Raw genomic sequence first — 18,363 nt, forward strand, 5'->3', positions numbered from 1 at the left:
TTTTTAAATTAATATAACACACACATTTTGGATGTTACATTACAAATCTAAATGGAATTAAATTTTCTATTTAATCCATATGATGGGTTTTATTAACTCAATCCATTACATCCCAAAATAAACGTGTTTTTAATAAGTAAATACTACTTATCTTTTTATTAGATATTGCAATACTTTAAATAAGCAGTTTTATGCAGGTATATAAATATCAAATCTAGCGCCTTGTCCTAATACTCCAGTGGCTGTAATGATACCATTATGATTATCTACAATTTTTTTAACAATTGCAAGGCCTATACCTGTACCGCTATATTGTTCTTTGCCGTGTAAACGTTGAAAAACTTCAAATATCTTACTACTGTATTCTGGATCGAAACCAATACCGTTATCTGAAAAAATAATATGGCAATATTTTTTTCTTGGCAATTTCATTTCAATTTTCAGCTTTTTTGCTTTTACAACTTCACAGCTTATACTTAATTGAGGAGGTGTATCCTTTTTAGAAAACTTAAGAGAATTACTTACGAGATTCAATATTAACTGTCTGAATTGAAAATGGATTACTTTTATGTCACACACTTGCCCCAAGTTAAATGTGGCATTTTTAAGTTTCAGATCTTCTTTCAAATTTTCTTCGACTTCTTCAATAATAGATTTTAGGTTTACCGTCTCGAATTTGCTGTCTTTAATATCTGTACGAGAATACAAAAGTAAATCTTGAATCAGCGTTTGCATCCGATGAGCTGATTTTTGCATCCGATGAAATTTATCTTTTACATGGTCTGAGAGATATTGCTCTTCTCTGTCCATTATCTGAGAGGCCAAGATTTGAATTTTACGTAAAGGTTCTTGTAAATCGTGGCTAGAAATATAGGCGAATGATTGTAGCTCTTTATTCATTTTTTCTAGAGCTGAGTTTTTCTCGTTGAGCTCTTTTGTTCTTTGAAATACCTGATATTCAAGTTCATTTGTGAACATTTTTTGATCTTGGATATCTGTACTCGTACCTACCCACATTGTTATTTCGCCTTCTTTATCTCTTTGTGGTATGGCGCGACTTAACTGCCATCTGTATGTTCCGTCATATCGTCTAAAGCGATGTTCAAACAAATAATCTGTGCCAGTATTAATTGCATTTAACCAAGCTTTAATATTTTCTTCTTGGTCATCTGGATGGATAATTTGTAACCAATTAGAATTAATCTGTTCTGGTGTTAAGCCTGTATAGTCAAATACGGATTGATTAAAATAATTTACTAGCCCTTTTGCATCGGCAGTCCATATGTGTTGAGGCATGGAATCTGCGAGTAATCTAAATTTAAGTTCACTTTCACTAAGTGCTTGCTGATGCTGTTTTTCTTTAGTAATATCACGTAATGTTCCAAATTTTTTAATAGGTCTTTTCTGGTCATCATAAAACACTTTTCCTTGGGTTCTAATCCAACAGAAGGAATGGTCTGGTTTTATTAGCCGAGCTTCGTAAATGTAAATCCCAGTGATTAAGGCCTCTTCAAATGCCTTTTCGACGACAGCATGTAAATCTTCAGGATGTATCTGATCGCGCATTTGTTGGTGGGTAAGTTTGGTAGACTCGTCATGTCCGAAAATGACAGACAATCTCGGTGAATGGATTATATTACGGGTGTTTAAATCTAATTCCCATGTCGCCAGATTGGTCGCTTCGGCTGCTAAACGGGATCGTGCTTCTGCTTCCTCAACCTTTTGGCGTGCTTCCACTTTGTCGGTTACGTCGTTTACAGTAATCATTATACCAGATGTTTCTCCATCAGGCTCTAACAATGCTTTGTATTCAAAATCGAAATAAATTCTTCTCATACCATCATCTCCCATAACGAAGGCCATAGATTCTTTTTCGGTATGGGAAATACCTAAATTATAAACGGTGTTCAATAATTCTGGGTATTTTTGTGCTTTCAATTCTGGAAAGACATCTAAAATAGATCGTCCAATAAGGTCCTTTTCTTTTTTGCGCCATACGTTTTCAAACATGGCAATGTTAGCCGATTCTATAATATGATATTTTCCTTTTAATATAGTCATTGGAATAGGAGATTGCATGACCATATTTCTAAAATGCCTTTCACTTTCTTCAAGCAAATGTTTGGCTTTTACAGTCGATGTAACTTCTGTTGCGACAACCATAATACCAGAAATTCCGCCGTTTTCTTCTTTTAGAGGATGATAAATCAAATTGAAATACACATCTTCCATTTTTCCATTACGCTTTAAAGACACAAGCAACTCAGAAGAATAAAATGGATTACCTGTTTGTATGGTTTCAGCAAATAAAGGGGCGACCAAATCTTCTACTTCTGGTAGTGTTTCGAAAAGGGGTTTGCCAATAAATTCCGCTTCTGTTTTGTCTACAAGTAATAAATAATTTTGATTGGCCATTTCGGCATTAAAATCTGGGCCTCTAAAAATGGCTATACCTAAAGGGGCTTGTTCCACAGAATTTCGGAACCGCTTTTCACTTTCTTCTATCTTTAGTTTCGCAAGGTTAAGTTCTGTAACCTCTGCCGCTGTATTCATAACACCATATACATTTCCGTCGGCATCAAATAAAGGTGTGAAGCTATAATTATAATAATAGGATTTTAAAACGCCATTTGTATCTAAATCAATACGCTTATTCTTTACATGAAAGGCTTTACCTGTATTAAGGACCTCTTGTAGTTGCTCAAAAATATGTTGATTTTCGAATTCAGGTAAAATATCAGTATATAATTTACCAACAACATCATTGCCTTTCCCCCAAGCATCCATTATGGATTGATTAGCAAAAGTGATACGTAGTTCTTTACCTGTGTAAACCCCAATAGGAAATGGAGTGTTTTCCACTAATGCCCTAACACTTTGCTCGCTTTCTTCAATTATCTTTCTGGCTTCTACTTGGTTGGTTACATCCACTCCTATAGCCATAACACCATTTATTTTTCCATCGCCGTCATATAATGCTTCATAAGAAAAACTAATATAAACCGTTTCCAATTTTCCATTTCTCATTATTTCAACAGGCAGTTCATCAATATTAAATCGTTCACCAGTGGTTCTTACCCCATCAAGAAACTCCATAATTCCCTGCGATTTAAGTTCGGGCATCGCAGTAAATAAGTTTATATTTAATATTTCTGATTCTCTTCTTCCCCAAAGTTCCAAAGCCTTGGTATTCGCAATTTCAACCAAGTAATCAGGTCCACGAAAAATAGCTATGGCAACAGGTGCCTGCAAAATCATTAGGCGTAGGTTTCTTTCGTTTTCTTCTTTCTGTTCACGAGCAATAACTTCTTCGGTAATGTTTTGCAATGTACCTGTAAAGGTTATAGGCTCTTTATCTGCATTATAGATAACTTGTCCTTTGGCTCTTACAACTCTTAATTGATTGTTAGTTGGGGTGATGATGCTGAATTGATGATCTAATTTTCCTCCTGTTGAAAATTCTAAAGCAGTTTCAATAGCAATTATTAAGGATGCTCTATCATTTTTTATTACCATGTTATACCCCGTTTCTAAACTACATTCAGCACCTGGAGGTAAGCCATGCCATTCGTTAAATATATCATTTCCAGTGAATTTTTTCGTCACAGGGTTTATAGACCAAGTAGCGAGACCAGTAGCCTCAATAGCAAATTGAAGTTGATTTGCACTTAGTTTATATTTATTTTCGGCGCTCTTTGTATTAGTTGTGTCAGTAACTGTAATTAAAATGCCTCCAACGTCTCCGTTTTCAATGCGTATGGGACTGTGGGTAAAATCGAAATAACACTCTACTATACATCCGTTTCGGTTAATAGGTAGCATCTGATCTGAAATTCGTACAGGATGACCATCCATTACACGATCGAATATGGGTTTTGTATTGTGCCAAGTCTCTAAAAATGTCTCTTTAGAACTTAAGCCTAAGGCATTGGGGTGCTTTGTTCCTAATATTGGCAGGTAGGCATCATTGTAGAGTTGAGTATAGTCTCTACCCCAAGCAATGTACATTCCAATTGGATTTTCCAACATTACAGAGACCATAGTTTTTAAACTTATTGGCCAATCTCTTGCGTCACCCAAAGGTGTTTTGCTCCAATCTTTTGCTCTAATATGTTTTCCCATATCTCCACCTTCGTTTAGGAAATAGAGCGGTGCGTTTTTGTTATTCATTTACGTGTTCATTATAAGATTGGAGCATACAGGTTTCTCTTTTTGCTTTTTAGATTATTAGAACCTTTTGTATTACTAGCCTCAAGCATACTATATTTAAATAAACAGGAAACACTACGTTTTTGTATGTGATAGTGTACTCCTAAATCATAAAACAAGTCTACAATTAACTTAAAAAAAACAGACAATTTCCCTCGACCTTATCTGCAATAAAAATATGCAGTATGTTAAGGATGTTATATTTGTTTACTTTTATATAGCTAATTTAAAGAAAATTTAAGTCAGTTATTTTTTTTATTTAATTAAAAAGCGTGCATCTCTTGCTGTATAGATTAAGCGAAAAAATGATAGTTATAAGAGAAATTTGAACTCTTTAAATTTTTCATATAGAAATAAGACTCCTGTAAAGTTTAGGGTGGTGATGGTTTGTATTACTATTTTGAGAAGTGAATATAAAATAAGGTCAAACAATTATTAAAGAAAAAATCTTACATTTATCAGAACTAAAATTTCCTTTCTCAATGAGTGATCATTTATGTAATATTATATTAGTGGACGATGATGAGGATGACAGAATGCTTTTTAGTGAAGCCTTGGATGAATTAGTTGTAAAAGCTAATGTATTACTCTTTAAAAACGGACAGGAATTGATTGATTATCTGTTTCAAACAGACATTATATTTCCTGATTTAATATTTCTTGATGTTAATATGCCTATAAAAAATGGAATGGAATGTTTACGAGATATTCGTAATCATCCGAAATTAAAGGATATACGAATAGCGATGTATTCTACCTCTAAGGCGGATAAAGATATTAATGAATCTTTTTCTAACGGAGCTAGTATTTACGTGAATAAGCCAAATAGTTATACTGTATTAAAAAAGACTTTAGAAAAAATTATTCAGTTTAATTGGCAAAGCCATATTGAACATTTAAGCAAAGACACTTTTCTATTTCGTATTTAATGTGTCTAGCAATACATAAAAGTCACAGTTTCCCAATACATTATATCTCAATTTCATTAATCTCTATCGCTTAACATCATTAATAATCCAATGATCAATAGCATCATTATCTTTTTTATGAAGGACGACAAGATCTCCTGTGGTTTCAAAAATTACGGCTTTAATTTCAGAGAGTTTAGTTACATTTGCTTCTCTAAGCTTTGATCGTAAGTCGCCTTCTGTTAAACGTACCGCTTCCAAGTTTTTCTTAAGAATTGTTTGCCCATCCATTATTAGTGTAGGTTGGTTATCTATTTGTTTTTCAAACCAGCTATATCTGCGTAAATATGCTGCTACTAGTTGAAGAATATAAACCATTAATAATCCTACAGCGCCTTCAAATAAACTTACAGTTTCAGATAATATGGTAGTTGCGATAATAGAACCAACAGCCACAGTCATTGCAAAATCGAAACTGGACATTTTAGAGAAACTTCGTTTCCCGAAAATTCTAGTATACACAATTACGGCTAGATAAATACCCGTGCTGGATAAAAGTATTAAAAGAATAGACTGAAAATCGGAATCAAAAAGTCCAGTTGCTTTTTTTGCAGATTGATTAGCGATACTAGATAAATATAATAAGTTTGATGTATTCATAAGGTATTCATTTAAAATTTTGTCTGCGTTAGATTATCTAATGCTTTTTCCATATCAATGCCTTTATCCAGAATATTTAAAAAAGTATCAGGTTTATTTTTGAACAATTTGGGCACAGTGGTTATGGTATAATCTTCAATTTTTAGTTTGGTATTCACATCTTTCCAGTCTATTGGAGTCGATACTGTAGCATTTGCTTTGGCTCTTAAGCTAAACGCTGATGCTATAGTTTGTCCTTTTCGGTTTTGTAAATAATCTAAATAAATTTTAGGACCTCTTTTTTTTATTGCACGTTCTAATGTGGTTAATCCGGGGAGTTGTTCTTGGATATAATAGCACAGCAGTTTAGTGAAATCTCGTGCTTCCTTATACGTGTATTTTCCACCTAAAGGAATATAAATATGGAGTCCAGATGCACCAGAAGTTTTACAATACCCTTTAATATGAGCGCTGTCAAGTACCAATTTTGCAGCTTGGGCCGTTTCAACAATCTGTTCAAAAGTGTTTTGATCTGAAGGGTCTAAATCGATAATGGTATAGTCTGGATAATCTAATTGGTAAATTGTGGAATGCCAAGGATGTAATTCAATACAACCCAAGTTATTCATATAGGTTAACGTAGCCTGATCTTGGCACAGTAAATAGTTGATATCACGTTCGGCCGACTTGGAATGGATTTTAAAAGTATCTATCCATTCGGGTAAATGGGTGTTATCTTTTTGGTAAAAAGAAGATCCGTTAATACCATTGGGATGCCGATGTAAACTTTGAGGTCTGTCTTTTAAATAGGGCAGGATATAATCCGACATTTTTATATAATAATCCAACACGTCAAATTTGGTCAATTGTGCATCGGGCCAATACATTTTATCAAGATTAGAAACCGGTACCTGAATAGAATCAATCTCTAACGTCGTGTCAGAAGAGGGAGTCGTTTTTTTGAGCGGGAGCTCTTGGTGTTCTTTGTGACTTTTAACCGGAACAGACTTATTTTCTCGCATCCGTAAAAATACAGGATGTCTCATCACACCGCTTTTTGTCCATGCCGTAAATTTTACTTCGCATATTAATTTGGGAATCATCCAATGCGCGATTCTGCCTTTTAAATGTTGTAAAATTTTAAATGTGGCTGTATCCGTTAAATAGGGCTCAAATTGTTGATGTAACGCCTTAATTTGTTGGGATGAAAATCCAGAGCCACACGTCCCCACATAGATTAATTCTTCATCTTCAATCATTCCCAAAATTAAGGATGCAAACTGTCTAGAGCTGTTTTTAGATTCTGTATACCCACAAATAAGGGTGTCAATAGTTTCAATATTTTTAAATTTAAGCCATTCTGGGGTTCTAAGGTTTGTATAATATTTAGAGGTTGCCTTTTTAGCCATAACACCTTCCATTCCAAGCTTTATTGCTCTGTCGTACACTGTTTTCCCCATTCCAACAATATGGTCGCAGTAGGTTATATGATTAGACTCTGGTAATAATGCTTTAAGTAATTTCTTTCTATCTAGTAACGGTAAGTCTGTTGTACTATGACCGTTAAGGTATAACAAGTCGAAAACAAAGTAATTAAGATGACCCTTCGTTGTTTTTGGATCGTAATTTTGAAGGGCGTTAAATTGAGGAATACCCTCGCTATTTAATATAACGATTTCTCCATCCAAAATAGCGGTATGCTCGATCGCTTCTAACTCGTCATGAATGATTTTAAAAGTTGAATTTAAAGATATTCCGTTTCGTGAATAGAGTGAGACTGTATCAGAATCTACATTGGCCAAAGCGCGATAGCCATCATACTTTAATTCGTAAATCCAGTTCTTATCATTAAAGACGTCCTTTGCTGGTGAGGCCAGCATTGGTTTTATAATGGATTTTAAATGGGGTTCGGACGTGTTCTTGGTGACATGTGGTTTAAAATTTTCAACGACATAATCTTCAGCATCATAAAGTAAGTTTGTAGCGTACTCATCTTTATGCTTAATAAACAACCACTGATTTTGTTTGTGCGTGGAGCTAGAGCGAACCAATGTAAACATACCCTTTATTTTGTCTCCTCTAAAAACAAGTTTCAATGTCCCTTTTAAATAATCCGAAGTCAGGTTGTCATTATCGTATAAACTTTCAAAAGTGCCTTCATCCCAAATAGTCATTTTACCAGCACCATAATTGCCCTTTGGTATTACGCCTTGAAAAGAAAGATAAGATACCGGATGGTCTTCCGTGTGAATTGCCAATCGTTTCGCTTCAGGATTCATAGAAGGGCCTTTGGGAATAGCCCAACTTTTTAGGACACCCTCCATTTCTAGTCTTAAATCATAATGTAAATGACTTGCGCGATGTCTTTGTATTACAAATCTGTATTTGTTTTCAGAATTGTAAACATCTTGAGGTTCTGGCGTGTTTTTAAAAGTGCGCTTTTTTCTATATTCATCAAGACTCATAGTTTATTAAGATGCTTTCTTTTTCTTTTGTTCTAGACTCGCTTTTAATTTAGCCATTAAATCTTTTGCGGCGGTTGGTTCTGTTTCAACTTTTTCAGATTTAATTGTTTTACCGGTGGCTTTAGATTCTATAATTTTTAGTAATTGCGAATTATAGATGTCTTTGTACTTAGTAAAATTGAATGTAGTCGTGTAATTTTCAATAAGAGATTCAGCCATTGCAATTTCTTTGGCCACATTTTTTGTTTTCGGTACTTTAATTCCTTTAGTGTCTCTTATTTCATCATCGAACCTTATAACATGAAGCACCATTACATTTTTATACACACCAATTAAACACAAATTTTCCTTTTGGCGCATTACAAAAGTTGCAACGCCTAATTTACCCGTCTTTTTCAAGGCTTCACGAAGTAAATTATAAGCTTTGCCACCTTCCTTTTGAGGTTCTAGATAGTAGGGTTTTTTAAAAAGTACATCGGCTACCTCCGTTTCTTCAACAAATTCTTCGATATCTATAGTCTTACTTTTTTTTACATTGGCATTTTCAAAATCTTCTTTTTCAAGAACCACATAGCCTTCATCCTTTTTATAGCCTTTTACAATGTCTTTCCATTCGACTTCCTTACCTGTTTTTTCATTGACGCGCTTGTAGCGAATGCGTTCGCCATCATGTTTGTCAAGCATATCCAGATCCAAGGCTCTATCCTCTGAAGCAGAATACATTTTTATAGGTATTGATACTAGGCCGAAGCTTATTGATCCATTCCATACTGACCTCATAATGTTATGTTTTTTATTAATATATAAATCATTAATTGAATTTTATAGCATCATATATAGCGCAAAGTCACGCTAATATTATGGTGTATACCTATGGTTTTTCAATGTGTTATTCTCCTTTTAAAATTAGAATATGGAAGCATTTTAAATTAACTCAACTGATTTTTTTTATATCGGTATCGGATTTCTAATGATTTGATTTAGTGTGTGCTGAGGTAAAATCATTTGAGTTAAGAATTTTATTTTTGAGATTAATGGAGACGTCTTTTTGAAAATAATTTTACAGTATTAATTAAAAACAAAAAACCATGAAGACATTAAAAGATTTATTCGAACACCAGTTAAAAGATTTATATAGTGCAGAAAGCCAATTAATTGAAGCACTCCCTAAAGTCGCGAAAAAAGCAAATGACAGTAAGTTAAAAGAAGCCTTTGAAAGCCATTTAGAAGAAACTAAAGGTCATAAAAAAAGACTTGAGGAAATTTGTGATGCATTAGACATTTCTGCTACGGGAGAAACGTGTAAAGCCATGAAAGGCTTAATTAAAGAAACTGAAAGTTTTATGGATGAAGCAGATGCCAAAGAGGTAATGGATGCAGGTCTTATAGCAGAAGCGCAACGTGTAGAACACTATGAGATTTCTGGTTATGGTACTGCGGTTCGTTATGCTAAAGAATTGGGGTATAATGATATTGCTTCAAAATTGCAAAAAACACTAGACGAAGAGTATGACGCAGATAATAAGTTAGATAAATTAGCAGAAAGTAGACTTAATGAAAAAGCGATGAGCTAATTTAATGCGTAGACATATGGCCTATAATTAGATACTGTTTACCTCAGTTTATCATTAAATAGGCCGTTTTTTTTAAATACATTATTTATTAACCGCTTAAATCTAAGCGGTTAATTTTTGCGTTTTGAAGAGGTGTTTATTTTAAATCAGCTTCATTATTAATATTATTAATTACATAGTTCTATTTTAAAGCAGGAGGTAAGGAGCTAAATAAGGTTTTTAAGTTAATTGTATGAAATTCAGTTTATTATATTTTGCTTTATTATTCCTTGTTTTTTGTATAGTCGTTTAATCGTTATAATTAAAGCGTTTGATAAGTCAAGTGTATTTCTAGTTCATCTATTAGATTGTGGGTGGCAGTTTTTGAGTTAATTTTTAATTTGAAAAGGTTCGTGTGTATTTAGTTTAAGTTTTTAATTTGAAAAAACCATAAATTTAAAAGCTATGACTAAAAAGGATTTTCCAGAGCAAGACCAAACACAACCTGGTGAAGCACATAAAATGATGCCGCAGCCTACTCTGATACGACAAAATTATAAAGGTTCGGGTAAGTTAAAAGATAAAGTCGCCTTAGTTACTGGTGGCGATAGTGGAATAGGGGCTAGCGCTGTATTGCACTTTGCAAAAGAAGGCGCTAATATTGTTATTGTGTATTTAGAAGAAACAAAAGACGCAGAAGCAATTCATGCGGAAGTCGAGAACATGGGGCGTAAATGTTTACTCATTAAAACGGATGTATCTGATGCCGTTAATTGTGAACATTGCGTTCAAGCCTGTATTGAGGAATATGGTCAATTAAACATAGTGGTTAATAATGCGGCCATGCAATTTCCACAAGATGCTTTACAGGATATATCCAAAAATCAATTACATAAAACATTCGAGACCAATATTTATCCATATTTCTATTTAACTAAAGCCGCTTTAGATCACTTAACGGCAGGCGATACCATTATAAATACCAGTTCGGTTACAGCCTATAGAGGGAGCCAACATTTGGTAGATTACGCTAGTACGAAAGGGGCAATAGTAGGTTTTACCAGATCGTTGTCGGCACAATTGGCTCCTAAAAATATCCGTGTTAATGGTGTGGCTCCTGGTCCGATTTGGACACCATTAATCCCTTCGAGTTTTGATGATGTATCTGAATTTGGACAAGATACGCCTTTAGCTAGAGCAGGGCAACCCAGTGAAGTTGGTCCCGCATATGTATTCTTAGCTAGTGAAGATAGCAGTTATATTACGGGGCAATTCATTCACGTTAATGGGGGTGAAATTATAGGGGGATAACAATCATTAATTTAATACATGGTGTATTATGATGGATTCAAATGACTATTCGTTTGATATATTAAACATGTTATTTGGGGATTATGACTTGCTGATATATGTCGAAATTATAATCCGCGTTCTTATCATTTTAAGCTATACCATGCTTATTATCAATTGGATAGGGAAGCGTGTTGTGGGCGGTTTAGGTAGTGCCGACACTTTAATAGTTGTAGGTATGGGAAGTGCTGTTGGAGATAGCATGTTTTATCCATCTATTCCATTAACGGTGGCTTTGTTGGTTATCACTTTAATTGGTGGCTTACAAAAGCTATATGTTCATTTATCCATTAAATCTGAATCGGTTAGAAAAAAAACACATCCAAAAGTTATGAAACTTGTAGAATCAGGCGCATTACTTTACGATAACTTTTCCGATGATCAGATTGATAAATTCGAAGTGTATATGCTGTTAAGAGAAGCAGGAATTAAATATTTGTCAGAAGTCGAACATGCCTATTATGAACAATCAGGGAATCTGAGTATCTATAAATATGAGAACCCTAAATTAGAGCACTCCATTCTGCCTGAGGATTTACCTAATCATGAAAAATTCCCCCACAATAAATTCTAGGCCTATTTTCTGTTCTAGTGAAGCATTAGTCTCTATATAAAGAGAGAATATTCTTATTTCTAAAGTAATGAGTGGCCATATTCTATACCAAAAAGAAAACACAAAGTATGAAGTTTTAGGTTGGTTAGTACACTTTTTTATAGGAGGATTCTTTTTAATAATTTATACCACTAAAAGTTGATGAGACTATATTTTCAAAAGTAATTACTGCATCATCGATGAGCATAACGTTACGTACACAAACTATTAAATAAAACATAAATTACTTAGTAATAATGTTGTGTCAATCACATGATATTTATATGGTTACACAGGGTGTTAGCGTATCGTGTACTAATGAAAGGTTATACCAATTTAGCCTATTTTAATTCCATTTAATTAAGTGAAAATCACCTGAATTTTCATCATTCAATACTTTCAATTACAAAAAAGCCATCATTTCCTTTGGCTTGGTATAAAGGCATAAAGATGAATGCATCCCAAGTACTATAAATTTCTGTACCATTTAAGGTAGCTAAATGTTGTCCGTTATAAATTGGTTGAAAGTTCTCAAATCCGGACTGCATCTTAAAATTGTCTTTTGGAGTTAGTCCAAAGCGATGAATAATTTTAAATGTGCGTTGCTTGTTAGTGCTCTTAACTGTGGCTTCAATAGTTGATGGAGTTGATTCTAAATCCTTTACATATAAATTACACGCCTTTTCAAGTAGCATCCAAATCATGCCTTCGTGATAGATTTTACTCGTTTCACTGTCGTGCTGACCAGCTTCTATTGTAAAACCTGTAATTTCTTTTTTACTAAAATACCCGTCGATAGTACCTTCAACAATATCTGAAAATCCTTTAATTATATGAAGCGGGAACTGTTGAGCCCATTTTAAATTTTGTCCAACATCCTGCACAGACATGTACGGTAAACTATCCGAAGATGTGGTATGACAATCCATAAAATAATGATTGGTAAAATTAGTGTCATTCAGCGATTCTAAAACTTCAATGAGCTGAAACATTTCTCGTTTCTCACTCGTATCATTATTTCTCTGTTTTAAATTTTTGTCAGTCCATGTGCGGTTAAGATCCTCGTCTATAAATCTCACACCATTTTTTGCTGCTGCTGTATTTGCTAGTATCCCAATAAACGTACCGTTTATAATAGGATGCTCCCTATGTAATTTCTCAAAAACAGCTTTCAAAGCCTGTATTCCGCTAGGTTCATTTCCATGTACTCCAGCCGTTACGATAAGTAACGGCCCCTTGTTGTTACTTGTATATTGCCCTATAATTCTATTGGTTTCCATTGTTTCTTAATTTTATTGAAATAATATATTTATTACAGAACTTAATCCATGGTCGCGAGTACTTTATTGGAAATTTTATTTTTATAGAGTTTTTTATATTCAACTTTACGCTCAATCGCTTCAATAATTGTAGTGGTAAAGGTTGGCATTCCAATTTCTTCACAATGATCTAATCCACCAGGACTTAAAACATTTATTTCGATAAGTTTATCATCTACAATATCTAAGCCTACAAAAAATAACCCGTCTTTGATTAGTTTAGGAGCTGTCACTTCAACTATATGTTGCATTTTCTTGGTGTATTTTGCTTTTTTAGCAGTAGCACCTAAGGATAAATTACTCCTAAATTCATCTTTGTCTTTATTAAGACGACGAATCACAGCTTTTTCTCCATCTTCTTCTAAAATCTTTCCATTCATGAGAATTACACGGACATCGCCTTTTGATACTTCTGGTAAAAATTCTTGAGCAATAACGTACCCTTGACTGATTAAGGTTTCGAAAATCTGATGTATATTTTTCTTGTCTTCTCCAATAAGATATACATTCTGTCCGCCAGACCCTTCTAAAGGTTTTAAAACCATTTGTTTTCCTACGGATTCCCAAAACTGAAGTAAATCGTTTATATCGCGAGTAATTAGGCTGTTGGGTTTTATTTCTGAAGGTAATTCTTCAAAATACAGTTTATCTATATAGGCATGAGACATGGCAAATGCATCGTTCAAGACCAAAACATCTTCTTGCTGAACCATCCGAGCAAAAGCTATAGCACTATGCTCAGCCCATTTTCTATCGTCCGTCTCTTCGGTAGGGTTATTTCTTAAAAATAATACATCTAAGTCTTCGCTGGTAATAACTGTTTTTTTGTTGGCGTCTTCTTGTACTTGAGTCCAAAACTCTTCAACAGTTTTATATTTTAAATTTTTCTTTACATGTGTACACCTAAAACTCATTGGTGCATCCTGCTTAAAAATAAAATCGCCTACACCCATTACATATAAGGCATGTCCTCTCTCGTACGCTTTTTTCATAATAACTACTGAAGTCCCAATGGCTTCGGTTTCTATGGCACTAATAACAAAACAAATTTTCATAATTATATCATTTTAGATATGGGCAAGCCCTTCTTAAGTTTATCTATTTTAAAGTTGAAATCATCATTGTTTAAATATCTAGGGGTTATTTTAGGAGGTAAAACGAGACCCCGATCTCGAAGATCTTGAATTACATCGATGTGATGCAGTGCAAATTTTCCGCTCAATAAAGGTTCTAATTCACCACCTTCCATAAGAAAATTGCGAAGACGCACTAAGCCTTCTAAATAAATAATATCTTTAAGAAAGCCTCCGCCTTGAAACATTCTTGAGGTAATATTAAAGGCTCGTTCTTTAGTAAAATCGTATTGTGAATACAGCTTGAAAAACATCTCGTGAAACTCGGCTCCATTCATTAAGGCTGCACCAGCTACAACACGGCCGGCTAAAATTCGTAACCGATTTCCAGACAATCCGCCCGACAAATATTCACTTAATACGGCTATACCTTCTTGTAAAGCATCGTAATTAGCAAGTCCTGAAGCCATTTGTGTTAACGGTTGTTGTGATCCGTTGTAGTAGGTTAGGGCATGTGTGCCAATTTCATGCTGTATAAGTGCCTTTGCATCATTTTTACTCATGGTGTAGTCTGATGGTAAATACAGTTCTCCCTTAGACACCATCATGATGTTTACATCGTCTCGAATATGAATTTTGGAATTAAAATGGGAGTCCTGATCTTTAAAATAATCAAACTCTTGTTTTGCTAATTTTCCAAATTCGGAAGTATCAATTAGAGCGTGTTGACTTTCATTATGATTTTCAGGTATATTCTGAAGAATCAATTCAGCTTCTGCTAACAAAGCTTTATCCAGTCCGCTATATAGGCGAATACTGCTGTAGAAAAAGTTTTTAGCACCACGTTCTTTTAGCATTGTAAGCTCTTGATCTATTTCTGCTCGTTTTTCATCGAATAAAAAAGATATAGCAGGATCGTCTATTTCGTCGATACGTAAGTCGTATAATTTTCGTTTAAGAATATCAGGATCTACGGGAAGCAGACGATAATGATACCGGTCTAATTTTTTAAATTGGGAATCGAAAAACTGTTGGCGTAGCACTTGTATGTTAACCGGCGCGACTAATAATAAAAATTGGTAACTATTTTCAATTTCGGTTAGCTGTTTGTCTATTTTAAATACTTCTTCATGAATAGAACGTTTCCCTAGGGCGTGATAGTTGGTAAGGCTAGAGGTGGTTTGTACTCTTACGAATTCGAATACTGCACGTTGTATTGCTGTAATAAATTGATCCTGAAAGTCTCTAAAGTACAATGGAAACACCTGCCCGTGCTCGTCTCTAAAAACAGGCGGGACTTCTAAGCCGATAAGCGTTGCTCCACGTTGTTTAATATGAGAAATTTCTAACAACGGCTTTTCACTTACAGTTTGTCGTGTTTTTGTTTGTTCAACACACACATCTAAATTTACATTATACTGTCTGGATTTTATTTTAAGTAATTCATTTTTTAATACTTGCAAAGACACTGGTAATTTATGCGACGGTCCTCTTACTTTAAACATTTGGCTTCCCGTGTTGCCAGAAAAAATTTCTAACAGTATAAACGAGCCAAAATTATCCGACATTAATGTGGTAAGATCTTCGATAAAGGTTTTATAATACTGAAATGATTCTGAGCCAACAATAAGGTAAGATGCTCCTGCACGTATTAATCTGTCGGTGCCAGAATCGTTTTCTTTTTTCCGATAAATAAGTAATGAGGGTACATCATGTTCTAAAAATAGAAATCCGCCATGGGGTAATCTAGTAACAGTTTTTGCACCACATTCTAATTTAGGAATGAGTTGTTTTACTGTTGGCATACTTTCTGGAGATACCTCTGTGTTGATCATAATATTGTATTCTTATAATTAATTTTATATGATAAAATATGCACTCATCAATCTTCTGCGTTCAAGCAAGTCTTAATTATATGTTTAATGTTAGCTTGTGCTTTAGAAGCGCATAAAGATTTCACTTAAATGAGCTTGACTAAAATACTGTCTATCTATAGGCTAGTTTAGCCTAAAGCAAAGATTTATTAACTCTAAAGACTGGAATTGTCTGAGGGATTTATATTGTTAAAAAATTACAATTCAATTGATTACGTTAATTAAATTTGTGTTTGCAATTATGATTCATTATTAGTTCTTTTAAATTGAACAGATAGAACTAACTCAAAAATATTGCTTTATGACTGTTTTAAAATTTTTACTTATTAATACAGTAGCTGTAGTACTCATGACAGGGTTTTCGTATTTAATCTCTCACGCTCTCAATGTTAATTTTAGTGAACCTAATCGTTTAAAACAATTGGTAAATCGGGCAAGTATTATTAAAAAATCTGATTTTGGTATATGGATTGGATGGTGTTTTTATTAGGATATTTTCTTTTTAAAAACATTATTCATGTGCTTCCAGAATTTTTATATGCTTTAGTCTTTGGTTTTTTAGCAGGGCTATTTGGTGCGATGGGATGGAAACTTATGTTTACTATACATGACAATCCGCCAAAACTTCCAAAGTTTCCATTTTATGTTCAGCTTGTCGGAGCGCATATAGTGTTTAGTGAAACGGTGGCAGCGATGCTACAAATAGTATGAGAAAAGTAATTCGAGAGTAGTTTCAAGAAAGGCTATTTCTATTTTAAAGGATATTATGTATTGCGAAGTACTGGGGTTACTTTATTTCCCTAATAATTTATACTAGATTGTTAACTATATGAAAAGCTTTTCTCCATGGTTATACTTCTCCTAAAGCGAACTTAGTTTTTGTAATTATTATCAAATAAACGCATAAAAACAGGAGTTGTTTTTTTGTTTTATATAAAAATTAAAGCTTTAGTATCTTTTTTTAGCAAAAGTGTATACTTATTTCTGAAATGAATATTTATTAGCCTAGATTTAACCTTGATAATGAATTGATTTAAATAGAAATATAATGGATGTTACACTAGTTTAATTAGATCAAGAATTAGTGATTCCAAACTATAAACTTATACTTCCAATTCTATTATCAGAGATTAATTCAAATCCAAATATTGAACCATAAAACTCTGGTTATTAGATGATATCAATTGAAGTTAAACCGTACGTTTTACTTAAAAAGCACGTGTTTAGAATAGCAGGAGGAGCTCGAACGAGCACTCCTCTTGTATTAGTCAGATTAAAATATAACGATTTTGAAGGTTATGGGGAAGCATCTATGCCTCCTCTTTATGGCGAAACTATAGCGTCGGCACAAGCCTTTATTAAAACCTTAGATTTTAGTACGATTTCTTATCCGTTTAATTTAGAAAGCATTTCAGAATATTTAGATTGTCGTGCCAAAGGTAATACAGCGGCTAAGGCGGCTATAGATATGGCGTTACATGATCTTATAGGGAAAATAGAAAATGTGCCTTTATATCAGTATTTTGATTTGCCAAAAGCAGAATTGAAAACCAGTAAAACAATAGGAATAGATAGTGCTAAAATTATTGAACAACGAGTAGCAGAAGCCGATGCATTTCAGTTTTTAAAAATTAAACTGGGCGGAGATAATGATGAAGAAATTATTAAAGCTGTAAGACATGTGACTGATAAACCAGTGTTTGTAGATGCCAATCAAGGCTGGACAAATAAAGAAGAAGCACTTGATAAAATAGAATGGCTAGAGGACGAAAATATAGTGTTTATCGAACAACCTATGCCAAAAACAGCATATTCAGATATGGAATGGTTGGTCTCGAGAAGTCCGTTGCCTTTAATTGGAGATGAAGGAATACAACGGTTAGAAGAGGTGAAAACGGCTAGTCGTTTTTATCATGGTATTAATATTAAATTAATGAAATCGACAGGGTTACATGAAGCTTTTAAAATGGCTAAAATGGCCAAATCTTTAAATTTAAAAATAATGTTGGGATGTATGTCTGAAACCTCATGCGCAATAGGTGCTGCTGCACATTTAGGAGCTATGGCAGATTGGATCGATTTAGATGGTAATTTAGGTGTGGCTAACGATCCTTACCAAGGTCATGATGTTAAAAACGGAATCATTCATCTTAACGATACCAGCGGAATTGGATTAATAAATCCCAATTGGGATAATATTTAAAGTTATGTATAAGACATGTCAGTTTATTATTCTTGTGTTTTTAGTACTTACACTAAGTCATTGTAAGGAAGAAAATCAGAAGTTTGTACATCTAAGTGATAAGGTACAAAACGATACTTTAGATCAGTATTTTACAAAACTATATGAAGCTAAAATGTTTAACGGTGCAGTGGCGGTT

14 protein-coding genes are annotated in these 18,363 nt (G+C 33.8%); 7 read left to right on the forward strand and 7 right to left on the reverse strand.

Translation table 11 applies throughout. The features are described from left to right. Positions 1-189: 189 nt before the first annotated feature. The gene (locus AST99_RS16620; protein WP_057783712.1) at positions 190-4,170 is read right to left on the reverse strand and encodes a PAS domain S-box protein; all 3,981 of its coding nucleotides are present in this window, start codon (positions 4,168-4,170) and stop codon (positions 190-192) included. Positions 4,171-4,691: 521 nt separating this feature from the next. On the opposite strand from AST99_RS16620, the gene AST99_RS16625 reads away from it, so the two are divergent. Beyond that, positions 4,692-5,138, forward strand: a complete 447-nt coding sequence (locus tag AST99_RS16625; protein WP_057783714.1) for a response regulator — start codon at positions 4,692-4,694, stop codon at positions 5,136-5,138. A gap of 63 nt (positions 5,139-5,201) precedes the next feature. Here AST99_RS16625 and AST99_RS16630 read toward each other — a convergent pair whose 3' ends face one another. Genes AST99_RS16630 through ku form a run of 3 tightly spaced genes read right to left on the reverse strand, consistent with a single transcriptional unit; the run spans position 5,202 to position 9,001 of the window. Next, on the reverse strand, positions 5,202-5,777 hold the full coding sequence (locus AST99_RS16630; protein WP_083495718.1) for a DUF421 domain-containing protein: 576 nt from the start codon (positions 5,775-5,777) through the stop codon (positions 5,202-5,204). Positions 5,778-5,788: 11 nt separating this feature from the next. After that, complete coding sequence (gene ligD, locus AST99_RS16635) at positions 5,789-8,221, reverse strand: DNA ligase D (protein WP_057783716.1); 2,433 nt, start codon at positions 8,219-8,221, stop codon at positions 5,789-5,791. A 6-nt stretch (positions 8,222-8,227) separates the two neighbouring features. Next, positions 8,228-9,001: a non-homologous end joining protein Ku gene (gene ku, locus AST99_RS16640; protein WP_057783718.1), complete on the reverse strand. Its 774-nt coding sequence runs from the start codon at positions 8,999-9,001 to the stop codon at positions 8,228-8,230. A 308-nt stretch (positions 9,002-9,309) separates the two neighbouring features. On the opposite strand from ku, the gene AST99_RS16645 reads away from it, so the two are divergent. From AST99_RS16645 to AST99_RS16655, 3 genes are all read left to right on the forward strand, one after another. After that, positions 9,310-9,795 carry a YciE/YciF ferroxidase family protein gene (locus AST99_RS16645; protein WP_057783720.1) on the forward strand — a complete coding sequence of 162 codons (486 nt, stop codon included), beginning with the start codon at positions 9,310-9,312 and terminating at the stop codon, positions 9,793-9,795. Positions 9,796-10,239: 444 nt separating this feature from the next. Continuing rightward, positions 10,240-11,085, forward strand: coding sequence for an SDR family oxidoreductase (locus AST99_RS16650; protein ID WP_057783722.1), 846 nt, complete (start codon positions 10,240-10,242; stop codon positions 11,083-11,085). A 142-nt stretch (positions 11,086-11,227) separates the two neighbouring features. Continuing rightward, a complete protein-coding gene (locus AST99_RS16655; RefSeq protein WP_057783724.1) occupies positions 11,228-11,698 on the forward strand; it encodes a DUF421 domain-containing protein in 471 nt (156 codons plus the stop codon). Positions 11,699-12,102: 404 nt separating this feature from the next. On the opposite strand, the gene AST99_RS16660 is transcribed toward AST99_RS16655, so the two are convergent. Genes AST99_RS16660 through AST99_RS16670 form a run of 3 tightly spaced genes read right to left on the reverse strand, consistent with a single transcriptional unit; the run spans position 12,103 to position 15,943 of the window. Further along, entirely contained in the window at positions 12,103-12,996 is an 894-nt protein-coding gene (locus AST99_RS16660) for a M14 family metallopeptidase (protein WP_057783726.1), read from the reverse strand. 41 nt (positions 12,997-13,037) lie between these two features. After that, positions 13,038-14,090: an ATP-grasp domain-containing protein gene (locus tag AST99_RS16665; RefSeq protein ID WP_057783728.1), complete on the reverse strand. Its 1,053-nt coding sequence runs from the start codon at positions 14,088-14,090 to the stop codon at positions 13,038-13,040. Between the two features lie 2 nt (positions 14,091-14,092). Continuing rightward, positions 14,093-15,943 carry a peptidase MATCAP family protein gene (locus tag AST99_RS16670; RefSeq protein WP_057783730.1) on the reverse strand — a complete coding sequence of 617 codons (1,851 nt, stop codon included), beginning with the start codon at positions 15,941-15,943 and terminating at the stop codon, positions 14,093-14,095. Between the two features lie 340 nt (positions 15,944-16,283). Between AST99_RS16670 and AST99_RS16675 the strand changes: the two genes are divergently transcribed. The 3 genes from AST99_RS16675 to AST99_RS16685 all read left to right on the forward strand — a co-directional run bounded on the left by AST99_RS16675 (position 16,284) and on the right by AST99_RS16685 (position 18,185). Continuing rightward, positions 16,284-16,472 carry a hypothetical protein gene (locus AST99_RS16675; RefSeq protein ID WP_057783732.1) on the forward strand — a complete coding sequence of 63 codons (189 nt, stop codon included), beginning with the start codon at positions 16,284-16,286 and terminating at the stop codon, positions 16,470-16,472. Next, the gene (locus tag AST99_RS16680; RefSeq protein WP_157486438.1) at positions 16,448-16,693 is read left to right on the forward strand and encodes a hypothetical protein; all 246 of its coding nucleotides are present in this window, start codon (positions 16,448-16,450) and stop codon (positions 16,691-16,693) included. Before AST99_RS16675 ends, AST99_RS16680 begins: the two co-directional genes overlap by 25 nt. A gap of 463 nt (positions 16,694-17,156) precedes the next feature. Continuing rightward, on the forward strand, positions 17,157-18,185 hold the full coding sequence (locus tag AST99_RS16685; RefSeq protein ID WP_057783735.1) for a dipeptide epimerase: 1,029 nt from the start codon (positions 17,157-17,159) through the stop codon (positions 18,183-18,185). Positions 18,186-18,363: the final 178 nt, after the last annotated feature.

The organism is Formosa algae (assembly GCF_001439665.1).
GTDB classification, from domain to species: domain Bacteria; phylum Bacteroidota; class Bacteroidia; order Flavobacteriales; family Flavobacteriaceae; genus Formosa; species Formosa algae.

Bases quoted from the DNA above. Each gene is read 5' to 3' on its own strand.
- AST99_RS16660 (WP_057783726.1), bottom strand. From the start codon at position 12,996: ATGGAAACCAATAGAATTATAGGGCAATATACAAGTAACAACAAGGGG.
- ku (WP_057783718.1), bottom strand. From the start codon at position 9,001: ATGAGGTCAGTATGGAATGGATCAATAAGCTTCGGCCTAGTATCAATA.
- AST99_RS16670 (WP_057783730.1), bottom strand. From the start codon at position 15,943: ATGATCAACACAGAGGTATCTCCAGAAAGTATGCCAACAGTAAAACAA.
- AST99_RS16650 (WP_057783722.1), top strand. From the start codon at position 10,240: ATGACTAAAAAGGATTTTCCAGAGCAAGACCAAACACAACCTGGTGAA.
- AST99_RS16655 (WP_057783724.1), top strand. From the start codon at position 11,228: ATGCTTATTATCAATTGGATAGGGAAGCGTGTTGTGGGCGGTTTAGGT.
- AST99_RS16620 (WP_057783712.1), bottom strand. From the start codon at position 4,170: ATGAATAACAAAAACGCACCGCTCTATTTCCTAAACGAAGGTGGAGAT.
- AST99_RS16685 (WP_057783735.1), top strand. From the start codon at position 17,157: ATGATATCAATTGAAGTTAAACCGTACGTTTTACTTAAAAAGCACGTG.
- AST99_RS16675 (WP_057783732.1), top strand. From the start codon at position 16,284: ATGACTGTTTTAAAATTTTTACTTATTAATACAGTAGCTGTAGTACTC.
- AST99_RS16680 (WP_157486438.1), top strand. From the start codon at position 16,448: ATGGATTGGATGGTGTTTTTATTAGGATATTTTCTTTTTAAAAACATT.
- AST99_RS16645 (WP_057783720.1), top strand. From the start codon at position 9,310: ATGAAGACATTAAAAGATTTATTCGAACACCAGTTAAAAGATTTATAT.
- ligD (WP_057783716.1), bottom strand. From the start codon at position 8,221: ATGAGTCTTGATGAATATAGAAAAAAGCGCACTTTTAAAAACACGCCA.
- AST99_RS16665 (WP_057783728.1), bottom strand. From the start codon at position 14,090: ATGAAAATTTGTTTTGTTATTAGTGCCATAGAAACCGAAGCCATTGGG.
- AST99_RS16630 (WP_083495718.1), bottom strand. From the start codon at position 5,777: ATGAATACATCAAACTTATTATATTTATCTAGTATCGCTAATCAATCT.
- AST99_RS16625 (WP_057783714.1), top strand. From the start codon at position 4,692: ATGAGTGATCATTTATGTAATATTATATTAGTGGACGATGATGAGGAT.